General features: G+C 41.6%; 15 protein-coding genes and 1 pseudogene. 5 read left to right on the top strand and 11 right to left on the bottom strand.

Going from position 1 to position 14,838, the window contains the following annotated elements; all coding sequences use genetic code 11:
- Positions 1 to 69: 69 nt before the first annotated feature.
- The 4 genes from MHH56_RS10840 to MHH56_RS10825 all read right to left on the bottom strand — a co-directional run bounded on the left by MHH56_RS10840 (position 70) and on the right by MHH56_RS10825 (position 2,793).
- Entirely contained in the window at positions 70 to 1,038 is a 969-nt protein-coding gene (locus MHH56_RS10840) for a proline dehydrogenase family protein (protein ID WP_339208186.1), read from the bottom strand.
- A gap of 82 nt (positions 1,039 to 1,120) precedes the next feature.
- The gene (locus MHH56_RS10835; protein WP_339208185.1) at positions 1,121 to 1,927 is read right to left on the bottom strand and encodes an AraC family transcriptional regulator; all 807 of its coding nucleotides are present in this window, start codon (positions 1,925 to 1,927) and stop codon (positions 1,121 to 1,123) included.
- Positions 1,928 to 2,050: 123 nt separating this feature from the next.
- Complete coding sequence (locus MHH56_RS10830; RefSeq protein ID WP_339208184.1) at positions 2,051 to 2,380, bottom strand: carboxymuconolactone decarboxylase family protein; 330 nt, start codon at positions 2,378 to 2,380, stop codon at positions 2,051 to 2,053.
- A 14-nt stretch (positions 2,381 to 2,394) separates the two neighbouring features.
- Positions 2,395 to 2,793, bottom strand: coding sequence for a tautomerase family protein (locus tag MHH56_RS10825; RefSeq protein WP_339208183.1), 399 nt, complete (start codon positions 2,791 to 2,793; stop codon positions 2,395 to 2,397).
- 110 nt (positions 2,794 to 2,903) lie between these two features.
- Here MHH56_RS10825 and MHH56_RS10820 point away from each other — a divergent pair, with 110 nt between their 5' ends.
- From MHH56_RS10820 to MHH56_RS10805, 4 genes are all read left to right on the top strand, one after another.
- Positions 2,904 to 3,791, top strand: coding sequence for a LysR family transcriptional regulator (locus MHH56_RS10820; RefSeq protein ID WP_339208182.1), 888 nt, complete (start codon positions 2,904 to 2,906; stop codon positions 3,789 to 3,791).
- A 115-nt stretch (positions 3,792 to 3,906) separates the two neighbouring features.
- Complete coding sequence (locus MHH56_RS10815; protein ID WP_339208181.1) at positions 3,907 to 4,230, top strand: PadR family transcriptional regulator; 324 nt, start codon at positions 3,907 to 3,909, stop codon at positions 4,228 to 4,230.
- A 6-nt stretch (positions 4,231 to 4,236) separates the two neighbouring features.
- Positions 4,237 to 4,836 (top strand): DUF1129 family protein, encoded by a 600-nt coding sequence (locus MHH56_RS10810; protein WP_339208179.1) that lies wholly within the window; start codon positions 4,237 to 4,239, stop codon positions 4,834 to 4,836.
- 53 nt (positions 4,837 to 4,889) lie between these two features.
- On the top strand, positions 4,890 to 6,602 hold the full coding sequence (locus tag MHH56_RS10805) for a M56 family metallopeptidase (protein WP_339208178.1): 1,713 nt from the start codon (positions 4,890 to 4,892) through the stop codon (positions 6,600 to 6,602).
- A 75-nt stretch (positions 6,603 to 6,677) separates the two neighbouring features.
- On the opposite strand, the pseudogene MHH56_RS10800 reads toward MHH56_RS10805, so the two are convergent.
- Both MHH56_RS10800 and MHH56_RS10795 read right to left on the bottom strand, forming a co-directional pair.
- Positions 6,678 to 7,092: pseudogene (locus tag MHH56_RS10800) on the bottom strand (CatB-related O-acetyltransferase); the annotation flags it as partial.
- Between the two features lie 26 nt (positions 7,093 to 7,118).
- Positions 7,119 to 7,553 carry an Lrp/AsnC family transcriptional regulator gene (locus MHH56_RS10795; RefSeq protein ID WP_339208176.1) on the bottom strand — a complete coding sequence of 145 codons (435 nt, stop codon included), beginning with the start codon at positions 7,551 to 7,553 and terminating at the stop codon, positions 7,119 to 7,121.
- Positions 7,554 to 7,709: 156 nt separating this feature from the next.
- On the opposite strand from MHH56_RS10795, the gene MHH56_RS10790 reads away from it, so the two are divergent.
- Entirely contained in the window at positions 7,710 to 8,174 is a 465-nt protein-coding gene (locus MHH56_RS10790; protein WP_339208174.1) for a VOC family protein, read from the top strand.
- 80 nt (positions 8,175 to 8,254) lie between these two features.
- On the opposite strand, the gene MHH56_RS10785 is transcribed toward MHH56_RS10790, so the two are convergent.
- The 5 genes from MHH56_RS10785 to MHH56_RS10765 form a co-directional block, all read right to left on the bottom strand.
- Positions 8,255 to 10,072, bottom strand: a complete 1,818-nt coding sequence (locus MHH56_RS10785) for a beta-galactosidase family protein (RefSeq protein ID WP_339208172.1) — start codon at positions 10,070 to 10,072, stop codon at positions 8,255 to 8,257.
- 45 nt (positions 10,073 to 10,117) lie between these two features.
- Positions 10,118 to 11,359 (bottom strand): alpha-L-fucosidase, encoded by a 1,242-nt coding sequence (locus MHH56_RS10780; RefSeq protein ID WP_339208171.1) that lies wholly within the window; start codon positions 11,357 to 11,359, stop codon positions 10,118 to 10,120.
- A gap of 123 nt (positions 11,360 to 11,482) precedes the next feature.
- A complete protein-coding gene (locus MHH56_RS10775) occupies positions 11,483 to 12,868 on the bottom strand; it encodes an extracellular solute-binding protein (protein WP_339208169.1) in 1,386 nt (461 codons plus the stop codon).
- Positions 12,869 to 12,991: 123 nt separating this feature from the next.
- The gene (locus tag MHH56_RS10770; protein ID WP_076269617.1) at positions 12,992 to 13,780 is read right to left on the bottom strand and encodes a carbohydrate ABC transporter permease; all 789 of its coding nucleotides are present in this window, start codon (positions 13,778 to 13,780) and stop codon (positions 12,992 to 12,994) included.
- 63 nt (positions 13,781 to 13,843) lie between these two features.
- Entirely contained in the window at positions 13,844 to 14,782 is a 939-nt protein-coding gene (locus MHH56_RS10765) for a sugar ABC transporter permease (protein ID WP_339208168.1), read from the bottom strand.
- Between the last annotated feature and the right edge of the window lie 56 nt (positions 14,783 to 14,838).

Below are 14,838 nucleotides of genomic sequence, written 5' to 3'. Positions count from 1 at the left end.
TTATTTTATAGTGTACTTCAGCATATTTGCTCTCACGCGAAAACGAAAGCATCACTCCAATCAGTTCCTTCACTCATACGACTGCACAGGCTGGAGTCCCTCATGACTTACCGTATCTATAACAGCTTGAAAAAGATTGGGCGGGTACTCCGCAATGCGATGGCACAAGTACAAATACCATTCATGTCCATAAGTAAGATAAATCCTTATCGGATGTCCTGCTGCTTTCAGCTTGCTGCTCAAATCTGGACGAATGCCATACAGCATTTCAAACTCAGCATTAGAGCTTGATCCCACTCCTTGATTAAGAAGTTGTTCAATAATGGACTCATCATGGGTAGCGATCGATACACGATGTCCTTGGCGGAGCGCGCTCTGGGCAAGTTCAACATAACGATTATTTAGCGCTGGAGAACGAGGTAACGAGTATTCACTGGATTCTTGATACGCGCCTTTGACGATGCGGATACGGCTAGGTGAGGATATAGCTGCCAAATCCTGCGGAGTTCTTTTCAAATGCGCCTGTAACGTAATGCCGACATTCGGATAAATAGAAGCAGCTCGCTCAAATATAGACAGTATTCTGTCCGTCTTCGAGGACTCTTCCATACTAATGAATAGTTCAACGCCAGCTTTCTGCGCCTGCCCAGCTAAATTCATAAGATTCGAATAAGCAAGATCCGTATCCAGCGAGAGCCCGATATGTGATAGATCAAATGATACTCGTGCGGAGAGCTCATTTTGCCGAGCTTCATGGATGAGCGTCATCATTTCTGTAACTGCTGCCTCACATTCAGCGACATCAGCTGTATTCTCGCCGATATACTCGAGTGATACCGCGTATCCTTTGGCGGAAAGCTCGCTTGCTGCTTCAACTCCATCTTGCCTTGCTTCACCGGTTACATACCGCGCAGCTGCACGTCGCAGCATTTGGTTAAGCTGTGGCGTTTGCTCCACATATGACTTTAGGTCAGGACGACGAGCGATAGATTTGAGCGCAGCTGTAAATTGTTTTTCTAAGTCTGATCTGTGATGCATAATGGTCCTACCACTCCTTCATTCAAGTAAATCTAAGTTTACAAGGTAGACAGGAAGAGGTATTGTATAAAATTGCTCAATTTCAAATAGACAAAGCATATTTTTGCGGCGTTGCCCCAACGATTTTGACAAATGCTTTCGAAAAGTGACTCTGGTCATAAAAGCCCACTTCTGCTGCAATTTCGGATATTGGTCGCTGCTTGGTCAATTCCAGCTTTGCATGATTGATTCTCAGCAAAATCTGATAAGCGTGCGGAGGCAGATGACTCCATTTCTTAAATAGACGTACAAGATGAAATCTGCTGATACCCGCTTCATTCTCCAGCTGCTCCAACGTAACATTTTCGTCAAAATGTGCATGCAGATACTCTTTAATGAGTTTGACGTACTTTTGATCCTGTTTACGCTGTGATTCATGTTCAAGATCTTCCGTATTCTGACTAACGAGTGCTTGTACCAGCTCAATTAAAGCCGTTTCGATCTCAAGCGGAGTACCTTTGCTAATAAGTGCCTCCATCGTCCGGTTTATTTGCAATCGACAAGCATTATTTTTACCCTCTTCCAGCAAGTACGGGATATCAAGCTGGCCAAGCTCTGTATGATTAAGGCCTTTAAACCATTCGGGCTTGATGAAAAGCATCTTGTACTGCCACTCCATATCATCAAGAGGATGACAAGCATGCATCATTTTTGGCGGAAAACTAATGACTCTTCCCGCTTCAACCTGAAGCAGCGTTCCATCGCACCATGCGCTCGTTTCACCCTCATCTATAAGTCCAATCGAATATTCCTCATGAAAATGCTTTTGATAGGCAAGATCGCTCCTCATACATCGCTTTGCTTCCAAAAAAGGCAGCGAATCCTCGCGGTAAAAGGTCACAGTTGACATGCTTGTGTCCTCCTCTTAGGCTTCAACTTAACTATTCCATAAGCTTTAGTATATCATGATTCTAGTGAACCCATGGACATCCATATACACAAAAAAACACGCCCGAATTGGCGTGTTCCATCTTTATGTCTTCTCCTCGAATACTTCCTTCGCAACTTGAATCGCCGACGCGGCTCGCGGCCATCCAGCGTAAAACGCGAGATGCGTCAACGCTTCGATCAACTCTACTTCGGTCAGACCGTTCTCATTTGCAAGGCGGAGATGATATGAAAGCTGTTCTGTAAGTCCTCCGGCGACTAGCGCTGATATCGTAAGGAGACTGCGTTCCCGAAGCGATAATTGTTCTCTTCTCCACACGTCCCCGAACAGTACTTCTTCCGAATAGCGCACGAAAGCAGGTGCAATATCCCCAAATGATTCTCGGGCAGTTGATTTGATTTTTCGATGCTTCATTATTATGCCTCCCCCTAGTTGTCTGGACGTTCGATCATTTGTGCTACGCCGTTACCGAATGTCCAGTCCTCGAATTCCGTATCGACCAGTACGACGAAAACGTCTTCTTTCCTCATGTTAAGCGTATTTGATAATCGTTCGGCTAACTTTGCGTAAAAGCTTTTTTTCTGCTCGGTGCTTCTTCCGGATTTGAGCGTAATTTGAATATAGAGCAGCCCGTTACTTCGCTCTATATTTAAGTAATTCCGGCTAAAATAAAACTCGCTTTCTTTGTGTGAATGGAAAACTTGAAAGTAATCATCTTCCGGCACGTTAAAATGCTGAATTAGTGCATTCATAATCGCCTGGCTTATGATGGGCAATTGCTCTTTCCCATATTGGTTTTCCATGTAACTTACTCTGATGAATGGCAATTTTATATCACTCCTTCAATGGGATAACTTAATTTTACTCCCCGCAAATTTATTTGTATAATTGAATAAAATGATATTTTAATTCAATTATACCGATGGAGATATGTGCTATGGACTTAAAGGAATTAATTACGTTTCGAACCATTATTCAAGAAGGAAACTTCACCAAAGCGGCCACGAAATTGAATTACGCGCAGTCTACGATTACTAATCAAGTCCAGCGGCTGGAGAAGGAAATGGGCATCCAGCTATTTAAGCGAGGATGGGATGCAGAGTTAACCGCTTCTGGACAAATTTTTGCCGTCGAAATTGACAAGCTCATTCAACACTGGAACCAAGTAACTGAGCAAGCGAAAGCTTTGCAAAGAGAGGAGATTGGCTCCCTGCGCATCGGAGGGCTAGCATCGATATTCGAGCATGTGCTGCCCAGCTCTCTGCAGCAATTCCAGGAACTTAAACCAAAAGTAGCATGTCACTTTGTCAGTGGGAACACCGACTCCTTGTCACGAGCGGTACTCCAGAACCAACTGGACTTTGCCATATGCGGAGAGCCTACCGATTTTTCTTCATTTAGCTTTGAGCCACTATATAATGAGAGTATTTCCTTCATTGTAGCGAACAACCATCCCTTGGCTGAAAGAAACGGAATAATATCCTTTGAAGAACTGCTTAACTATCAAATGATCGTTGGAGGAAATACCTGCTTGTATTATCTGCGGTTAGCTAAGCAATATTCCCATTACACCGAAACCCCTTTTTTATATACGGTGAATCAAATTTCGGCTATTCCTTCATTCGTTCAGAGAATACCTTCCGTTGGAGCCGTTCTAGATTCAACAGCGTTACCCACGAATGTTGTGAAAATTCACGTTGAACTGAAGGATTCAGCCATTCCAGTCGGTTTGCTGCAATTACGTAACACGGAGTATAATTCATCATCCAAAAATCTTTTCATGCAATATGTAAAAGAGAATTCCCCTCAAATGATAATATCTTAACTTGCATTACAATTAACAATTGGATAGTATGAAATAGCTAGCTTGTATTGCAAGTTAGCTATTTCTTAATTCGGTACCTTGTTGCGCAATATAGATAGAGGCTACGATTGGAGGAATGCTCGTGTTCACTCAAATGGTTAGAGGGGTGCTTGAGGGATGCCTTCTTGCAGTCATTGATGAAGAGGAAACGTACGGATATGAAATTATGGAGAAACTCGCTCTTAGTGGCTTCGTGTTCGCGAAGGAAGGGAGCATCTACCCACTCTTACTTCGTCTAGAGAAAGAAAATATTGTGGCAAGTACACTACGCCCCTCTGCTTCGGGACCTAACCGCAAATACTATCGCCTAACTCTTAAAGGAGAACAGCAGCTTCAATTATTCCGTGGAAATTGGCACGAACTAAGTAATGCGGTAAATAGTATTATTGAAAAGGAGTGATGCCTTATGTTGAACAAAAAAAATAAAACCCTCTTAAACGAAATGAGATTCTACATTCAGAGTAGTTTTGCCATACCGGATACCAAAGCTAGTGAGATCCTAAATGAACTCGAAGATCATTTATTAATGGCTCAGCGTGAGGGGAAATCGTTCGAACAAATCTTTGGCCAAGATCCTAAGTCCTATTGTAATGAGATCATCAAGGAGCTCCCTAAATCATCGAAATGGGAACAAATAAAAACAATAGCACCCCTAGTTCCTTTGCTTCTTATTTGGCGTTTTCTAAACGGTTTCAGTGGACACCTAACCATTCCGCTATATGAGAATATCGTGTATTTAGCACTCTCACTAGCTTTGTCCTATGTTTTATTCACTATTCTTCGTGCTGGTTCTTTCTCCTCTAAGCGTATATCTTTCTGGATGATGTACGGACTAGGAACGATCATTTCGCTCGTATATGTTGGATTCTTTCTTGTGTCCGATCGTATACTACCTGCTGAACCACATCTCATTCTTCATGATGGCGCTGCTTATATTACCGCTACAGTCAGCCTTGTCATCATTCTCTATTCGTTGTTTGGTGCACTTCTGAAAAAGAAACGTTAACATCCACATCAAACAAAAGTGCTGCTTAGTTAGTTAGAAGGGTAGGTCATTATATGTTCCCAAGTATTTTTGAAACTATGTTATATCTATTATTAGGTTGTATTATTAATATTGTTGGTGTCTTAACTGGAAGATGGAGTAGTAAATTGGGTTATACAAGTGAAATTACCGGAGCTATTTTAGCAATTGGATTTATCTTTTATCAACAGGGCTTTCCAGAAGGTTTCATTCATTTTGCGTTTGTTTCGGCTGGGTACTTATCAATGTCTCTTTTAATGACTGGTCAGGGAAAGTATAGCGAGTTAATGGAAGAAGTCATCCAACTAGAAGTCGAGGAAATAGGGATTATTCGAAATAATCAACGGATACTTGGGGAATTAGGAATTTCAATCCTTGTATTTGCTGGTGCCACCTTATTTTTGATATACGGACCGGAATATAGCCTATTAAAATATTTTATTGTATATGGGTTGCTCATTGCAATTACCGAAATGATTAAACGTCTTGTGATATATTTTACAACTAGCCTCTATTTTTCTAAACAACAAGGCAACTTATATATCATTTCCCGCTTGAACTCAAGAAAATTTTCAATCAAAGATATACAGGAGATAACCATTGAATCAACGGTAGACCTGTTAAAGCTTCATCCCTATCTCACCCTATTCACATCAAATACCGACTTCACAACTAGCTTTAACAAAGTGCTGCGACTTCAATTACCAGGAGAAACAGTATACCTGACAATTAAAGAAACAGAAAAGTGGAGAACCGAATTGGGTTCAGAAATGAAATTTGAAAGTACTATTGAAAATGAGGTTTCCGTTCTGCCATTCTATCATAAACGGAATATCAAACGGCTCCTAGGCAAGTTCTATTTTGCGGTAACAGTAAAGGGGGTATCCGCTTATACTGGAATGATATTACTCTTATATACCTTTAGAACTCCTGCGTGGTTGATGGTTAGTATAGCGATTATTTATTGGTTATTTAATATATATATATCTGATCGTGTACTAAAGGTTGCCATGGATGCTAAGGTTGCAACCGATCCTAAAGTGATATCAGCAGCTGAAAAGGTATTTGCTAAAGCTGGTATTCCAAACGTGAAAGTTTATGAAACTGACTCCGCACAATACAACGGGCTAGCAACAGGTATGAATATTGGACGGTCAATGGTGACTTTAACAACCGCTACATTAAAATTGCCCATAGATGCTATTGAAGGTATATTAGCCCACGAAGCAGTTCATGTGAAGAAGAGAGATATCCTGTATGGGCAACTGTATAGAATTCTATTAATGTTAATTATGGTTGTTGCACTTTTAATTATCTTCAAACAAGTTTCTGATATTGAAGCTTTAGCTATTCCTTTATTTTTTTCAGTTTGGTTACTCATAATTCTATTTCCAGTATTTCAATCATTTTGTTCTCAATTGATGGAAGTAAGGGCAGATCATCTAGGCGCTTCATTTCTTGATGGAGGAACGATGCAAATGGCTAATAGCTTAGCGACTCTTGCTGCATCCCAAGATGAAGCGATGAAAAAAACTGCAGAGTATAGTATGAAGAAAAATGATCTGAAAGAAATAAAGTCCTCTCTTGCAAGGTCACCTTGGTTCTTAAGGTTCATGGAATTTCAAATAATGGATCACCCACCGATGTACTGGCGAGTAACTACATTAAGAGCTCATGGTCATAAATGGGGAAAAGAAATTCGTAGACGTTGGTGGATCGACCGATTTAAGGAGTCATTTACAAAGTGATCAATGTTTTACTGTGAGGAATATGCATACAATAAAAAACAAAAAAACAGCATTTCTGCTGTTTCGTTTCAAATCCTACTCCTTATTCAATAGCTTCTTTAGTGTGGCAATATCGTTAACCGATACTAATTGCTCAAGATTCTCAAATATCTTTTTCTCATCCCAGTTCCACCATTGAAGTTCCAACAACAGATTGATCATCTCATCACCGAAATGCTTCTTAATAACGTTTGTAGGATTTCCGCCAACAATTGTATAAGGTTCAACATTTTTTACAACAGTTGAATTCGAAGCAACAATCGCACCGTCACCTATATTCACCCCCGGCATAATCGTGACATGTTGTCCTAGCCATACATCATTGCCAATTAAAGTATCGCCTTTGAAAGGCAGCTGCTCTATCGTTGGAGTAACCTTTTCCCAACCCTCCCCCAAAAATATTGAAGGGGTAGGTAGTTAAACCATCCATCCGATGATTAGCACCATTCATATCGTCATATTTACACTTACTCTCTACTAGATTAAAACCCTGTTTTCCAACATATTTTTCAAACTGATATGAGACTTTGAGGGTCCGAACTTGATTAGAGAATCTTGAAATTCAGCCAGTTCCTCAATGGATGCGGTTTGCACCTTAATAAGATAATTATATTCTCCACTAATCCGAAATAAATCGGTTACTTCCATAGCATGTTCACAAAAGTCAGTAATCTCTTTGCAATGTTCTGTTTTTATTAAAATAAACGTGGTCGTGCCTCGATTTATTTCACGCAAATTAAAAACGGTATTGTACCCAGCGATTATGTTTTTCTCTTCCAACTTGAGTATTCTTTCTTTAACGGATGGTTGCGACATCGATACCTCTTTGCTAATTTGAGAAATGGACATCCGTGCATTGTACTGAAGTAATGCCATAATTTTTTTATCAATGTCATCCATAGGATGTTCCATAATAAGAGCCTCCTGATCATTAACATGAAATAAACCTTTTCATCTAAAATACCTTATATTTTATAACCATATTACTATAAAATGCTTATCTTTTGCATGTCTCTCATCCTTTAATGCCTCTATAATTTACATATATTATTTAAGGAGCGATTAGAGATGAGCGTAAAAGGCCTTTCGCATGTAGCTATCCAAGCTAGAGATTATAAAGCAACGATTGCATTCTATATTGAGGTTTTAGGGTTCAAGTTAGGCCATCATTGGAGTTTGCCCTTATTTCAAATTAAGGAAGCTTCCATGCTGGTTTCACCTGACCAAAGGACCTGTATTGAGATCTTTGATAACGATGCAGTCATTCCCGCTCAAGGGAAAAAAGCATTAACTGAAAATGATATCGCTCATGGAGCGTTATTGCATTTCGCCTTTTATGTAGATAACGTAGATGAAATGTATCAAAAGGCACTCGCTCATGGGGCAAAACCTTTTGTAGCACCGGATTGCCTTTCTCTTGGCGAACCACCTCTTCTTATAAGGAATGCAGTTATTCATAGCCCAAATGGGGAAATCATCGAATTTATTGAAGATGTTGATTTTGATATGTCCGCCAAACCTCTTGTAAAATAATGCTTTCAAAAACGCATTAATTTAAGTATAAAAAAACCACGTCCTTAGGACGTGGTTGATTACTAGGGATACAGTTCGATTTAGGGTGTCTGCTCATCTTGCACAAAATTTAACACCCGGTCATCCACCGCTGCGGATTCCCCTAGATCAGGCTGGTCGCTAAGCGTGATTACAGGCTCAGTCAAGAAGCCATGCAGCTCAAAAAGCACAATCTCGTTGCGTCCCTTCCGCAGCAAAGGTCCTGGGATATAAAGCGCACGCTGAGGTCCAATCTCCCAGTACCGTCCCAGATTAAAGCCATTAATCCATGCTACGCCTTTATTCCAACCATCAAATCTTAAAAAAGTGTCCCCGATCTCTTCTACTTCAAAACAACCTTTGTAAAATGCCGGAGTTTCTACACGTAAATCATGATCCTTCGTTGTCTCGTAGCGGACTGACGTTAGAGAATCAGGACAAAGGGGAAGCGTCCGAATCGTCCAATTGTATAAAAATTGATTATCAAGGAGCACTCCTTCCGTAATCCCCTTCGGATCACGAAGTCGAGGACCGTAATTAATTCGCCCCATGTTCTCGACAAGAATATCGAGTCTTGCCCCATTTTCTGGAATGCTAATATCTAAGGGCTTAGGGTCCCAGCGCTCCACAACACCTAATAACTTGCCATCTAGAAATACTTGCGCTCGGTCACGAACCTCTTGAATATGCAGCTTCTGCCCAGATCGAGGTCCTTTTACCCATGTCGAATACAAAATAAAACCGTACGCCTGATCAAATTTCTCCATAGGCTGTATGAATGTCGATTTTACTGGCTCTGATAATTGGTCCAAATTATCAAGCAGTGTCGCGCTCTCTGACAGTGTCACTTTACCATATGGATATTTAGGAATCGGCTGCGGCATCTCACAACCTGGCTCTATGCCGTGCTTAGCAAACACGCTGCGAACCGCCTCATACTTGCTCGTCACATCTCCCCACTCACTCAGCGGTGCATCATAATCATAACTAGTTACCGTAGGCTCATACGTTTTAATATGATTGGCGCCATTGTAAAATCCGAAATTCGTTCCGCCATGGAACATATAAAGATTAACCGATGAACTACTCTCCAATATTTTATCCAATTCGTCAGCCACTTCAGCTGCATCACGAACATGGTGAGGCTCCATCCAATGATCGAACCATCCATTCCAAAACTCCATAACCATCAGCGGTTCTGTTTCTCTATACTCCCGATACTTTCCGAACGATTCCGCAACTCGCGATCCAAAATTCACTGTTGCATGAACATCATCTATCGTACCGCCGAGCAGCATCTCGTCAGTAGGTCCGTCAGAAGTGAAGAGCAGCACGTCTATCCCTCTTTGTACAAGCCCATCCCGAATATAGGTTAAATAGGAGGTATCATTGCCGTAGCTGCCATATTCATTTTCCACCTGCACCGCAAGAATCGGCCCACCCTGCGTAGAGAGCAGTGGAACAAGCTTAGGAATTAATACATCGTAATATCGATCTACCTTCGCCAAATAGGCACTATCCGAGCAGCGAAGCTGCATATCGCTCTCTTTCAATAGCCATGCCGGCAATCCTCCAAATTCCCACTCCGCACAAATAAATGGGCTGGGACGAATAATCACGTGCAAACCCATTTGTCCCGCAAGCTCAATAAACTGGACAATGTCAGCCATTCCTTCAAACTGGAATTGACCCTCCTGCGGCTCATGCACATTCCAAGCAACATAAGTTTCTACTGTATTAAATCCACATGCCTGCAATTTCTGCAAACGATCCATCCAATACTCTGGCACGACACGGAAATAGTGTATGGCACCCGAAACGATACGGTAAGGCTCCCCCTGCAAATAATACTGCCCATCTCTAATCTCCAATTGACTCATGGTTTCCTCACCCATCCTTTATAGTTTCCATTGTCAACAATGAATCTAATTACTATTAAACACGGCAAAACGTCTTATCATTGGCCGTTCTACCGACTCAAGTACAGTTAAACGTATTCTGTCCGTGGAAATTGGTTGGAAGCGATCAATTTTTTTGTGCCCAATTGCGCTCCCACGGATCATTTCTATCCATTCATTGCCGGCTTGAACCTCTATTTTATAGTCCCGTACCCGTTCTCCATAAGCAATATCTTCCATTGTGATGATATGGTCGATGATAAGTTTCCGAGGCAGCACAAGCTCGATAACCTCTCCCTCGCCAAACAGCTCGGCAAGTGGATGATCAAACCTGCGACGAACCTCGTTTCCAAACGAAATAACCCGGTTCACATCTGCCTCCGGCATAAGCCCCCGGTTATCTGGCGTTACATTCAAAAGCAGTGTTGCACCATGGCCAACCGAACGATAATAGATATCCATTAATTGCTCCAAAGAAAGCAGCAGATGCTCCTCCTCAGGATGCCAGAACCATCGGTCCTTCCGAATAGGGACATCACATTCTGCCGGTACCCAGCGAGGTGTTTCTGGCAGCCATTTCAGATCTCCTTCACTAAACATGCTTACCCGAGCAGATTCAGCTGTATTCCAGCAAGGATAAGGGGCAAGACCATCCTCATTCCCTACCCATCGGATCGTCGGTGCCCCCATATTAAACACCATGGCATCGGGCTGATGCTGCTTAATTAAGCTCATGATTCGTTTCCAGTCATACTCTCTTCCTTCTGAGCCCGCTCCGTCGAACCAGATCTCAACGAGTGGACCATAACCCGTTAGCAATTCCTCCAGCTGACTAGCGTAGAAGAGATCATACGCTTCTGGATCGGAATAACATGGTTCATGTCTATCCCAAGGTGATAAATAAAGACCAAAGCCAATTCCTTCTTCAAGGCAGGCATCTGCACAATCCCTTACGATATCGCCTTTGCCCTCTCTCCAAGGACTAGAGGCAACCGAATAATCTGTCGTAGCGGTCGGCCAAAGACAGAAGCCGTCATGATGTTTTGCCGTAAGGACGAAGTATCGGAAGCCTGCAGCCTTTGCCGTACGCACCCACTGGCGGGCATCAAGCTGGACCGGATTAAATAAAGAAGGCGAGTCATTTCCATCGCCCCATTCCTGATCACAAAACGTATTCATTCCAAAGTGACAAAACATTCCGAGTTCAAGATCCTGCCAACGACGCTGCTGCTCGGTTGGCACTGATAATGATGATGATAAGTTAGCCATGCTGCATCTCCTTCTCCTTGCACTTCTAAGTTGCCATTGATCCGACATAAGAAAAAGGAGCTTTGCAGCAGCCATGTCTAGACTGCTCAAAGCTCCTCAATTTCGGTTTCAATTCACTTAACTTTATTTTGTTTCTTTCTCATCAATGATTCTCGTCGCTTCTTTTACCATCCATGCTTGTACATCGTCAATGGAATCTTTGCTAAGCATAAACTTGCTAAAGCCATCTCCGATAACTTTGGTCAAATCAGCAGTACTTGTCGTTACCACTTGTGAAGCATCCAAATATTTAATTTCAGGGCCAAACAATGTGTTTTTAAGCGATTCAACATCATATTTATCAGCGTTAGCTCCGATCAAACGATCAAGTACGACGTTTTGATCTGATTTTTTCCAGCCAGAGAATTCGTTTCTGGATTCCGAATCAGTTGTTGTCATAAAGCGCATTAATTTGAATGAAGCTTCTTTATGCTTGGAAGTCGCACCCATTACTAGATGCCCTCCACCTACAAAGTACTTACCGCCTTCATAATCTTTTGGCTGCGCATTCGCAGGAGGAAGTGGAACTGGAGCAAATGCCGTTTTGAAATCATGCGGATATTGCTCCGTATTTCCTGGGTCAGGAATCATAAAGCTTCCGGAAAGAATCATCGCAGCACTTTCACTGAAAAATTCAGTACGATAGTTTAGCTTCGATGCAAGAACATCCGCATAAGGCTTAGCCGATTTATCTACCGTTTCCATGTCTTTGCGCAGCTGGAAGAAGTATTTATAAGTTGGATCAGCCAAAATCGTCGTTCCATCATCATAACGGAAAGGATCTTTCATCACCGTTTGGGCTGGAGCATTCATATACAATTCCCAAGTATGGAAGTACGAACCGTACTGTTTATCCACGCCTTCGCCTTTGGTCAGCTTCTTGGAATAATCGCGGAAGTCATCCCATGTCCAACCGTATGTCGGCACTGGCAAGCCTGCTGCATCTAGGGCATCCTTATTCAATAAAATGAATTGGTAACCTGTAGACATCTGCATGCCGTAAGTTTTGTCGCCCACTTTTGGATTAACAAAATATTCATCCGCAGCAACAAGATTATTGGCAGCATAATATTCATCCAGCGGAGCTAGCGCGCCTCTAGTTGCTCTTTCGATAACCGCTGACGCGCTCGGAACGTTTACGACGTCGACCGCTTCACCCGAAGAGATTAGAAAATCAAGCTTTTTCAACATTTCCAAGGAATTACCCGGAACAAGAATGACATGCTCAACTTTAATATCCGGATTTTCTTTCTCAAATTCTTGCAGCATAGCTTTTGTACCAACCTCTTGAGCTGCACTGTCAAAATTGTAATACTTAATGGTCACTTGCTTGTCCGCCGTACCCTCAGACCCGGCAGCGTTTGAGCTTTTAGGCGAATTAGAATTACCTCCACATGCGCTTAGCACTGCAAAAGCCGCTAACAAAAGACAGATCGAAACTAAAAACTTGCGTTTACCCTTATGATTCATTTTTTTGCCCCCCTATTTAATAGCTGACTCATCTTCTTTCATCATCAGTATAAAGATTGGACGATTCATAGAAGAGTATAATTTTGAGGTAAAATGATTACTTTTTTGACTTTTTTTCAAATATCACCCTTTGACTCCGCCAAGGGCAATTCCATTAATTACTTGCTTCTGCAATATAATAAATATAATTAATAAAGGGATAATAGCTGACAGCGCGGCCATCATCATAATGGCATCATTAGTTGTATAATCATCCCTGAACAGGCTCATACCCAGCGGGATCGTATACAAATCTTTGGATTGCAGGAAAATAAGCGGATTCTGATAATCATTCCATGACCATATGAACTTTATAATAGCGACGGTAGCAAGCACCGGTTGGCAAAGCGGAATGATAATCGAGCGGAAAATCCTTAAATGGCCTGCTCCATCAATTCTCGCAGCTTCCATATACTCATCGCTGATCCCCGCCATGAACTGGCGAAGCAGGAATGTGAAATAAATAGAAAACATCCCCATAAAAATAAGCGCAAAGTGACTATCATAAATACCCAGCCAGCGAACCAGCATAAACCGAGGAATTAAAGTGGCCTGATCCGGTATAATCATGAACGAAATCAGAGCCATAAATACAAGGCCTCTCCCTCTAAACCGGAGTTTGGTAAATGCAAAAGCTGCCATAGTGGAAAAGAGCAATGTGAGACATGTGACAATTAAAGCTATTTTAATAGAATTGAAATAAATATGAAGAAAGTTTACATTTCCCATCCAAACTGCTTTAAAATTGTACAACACATTAATATTTTTAGGAATCCACTCAATGGGAAAACGCATAACATCCTTTTCAAATTTAAACGCTGATGAAATCATCCATATGAATGGAACTAAGAAGAAAATAGATATGGCACCCATAATAATGGTAACAATTATTTTTGATATATTTTTTCTTATGATAAGCAAGCTGACCCCTCCCCCTTATAATGATTCTTCATTTCTGAATTTCCAGGTAACCGCAGTAATGACAGCAATAATCGCAAATAGCAGCCATGAGATTGAAGCCGCGTACCCCATGTTATAATTCACGAATCCTTCCTCATAAATCCGGAACACAATGACTGTAGAAGAATTGTCTGGTCCCCCGGCTGTCAAATAAGAGATAATATCGAATACTTTAAAAGAACCAATCAACATCGTAATAAACAAGAAGAACGTTGTCGGACGAAGCAATGGAACCGTAATTTTGAGAAACTTGGTCATTGAAGTCGCACCGTCGATATCCGCCGCTTCATATAGTTCATTCGAAATACTTGTAAGACCGGCCAAATAAATAATAATTGTATAACCAAGCCCTGCCCAAGAAGTGATGATCGCAATGGCGATAAGTGAAGTTTTTGGGTCCACCAGCCACTTAGGCGGGTTGGAAATGCCTAGATCCATCAAAAACTGATTAATCGGTCCTAGTGAAGGATGGAACAATGCGCTCCACACTGCCGCTACAGCAATAATGGATGAAATATAGGGAATGAAAAACACAACCTTAAAGTAATCCTTCCAAAACACCTTATTGTGAATGAGAACAGCGAGTACCAGCGATATCGCAATTGGAACCGGCACCGTTAGCACGGTATAAAGCAGATTGTTTTTCAACGCTTTAATGATGGTTGGATCATGAAACATTTTAATATAATTGTCGATACCGTTAAACTTAATGCCCCCTATGCCTGATAACAAGTCCCACGAAGTAAAGCTCAAATAAAGAGAAAACCCAAGTGCAAATACATTCAGCAATAACATACCTATGATTTCTGGGGCAAGAAACAGCCAGCCGATTAATGCTTCTTTCCGCCTCGGAGTCCAAAATTTTCTTGGCTTCTGTAGAATTTCAGGGTTTGTGATTGGTTTAGCAGCTTCCATTTCGTATCACCTCAACATTTATTAAGTTGATACTAATGATAATAGAAATCCGCAGG

Source organism: Paenibacillus sp. FSL K6-3182, from assembly GCF_037976325.1.
Classification (GTDB): domain Bacteria; phylum Bacillota; class Bacilli; order Paenibacillales; family Paenibacillaceae; genus Pristimantibacillus.
This window is presented reverse-complemented; position numbering and strand designations above follow the sequence as displayed.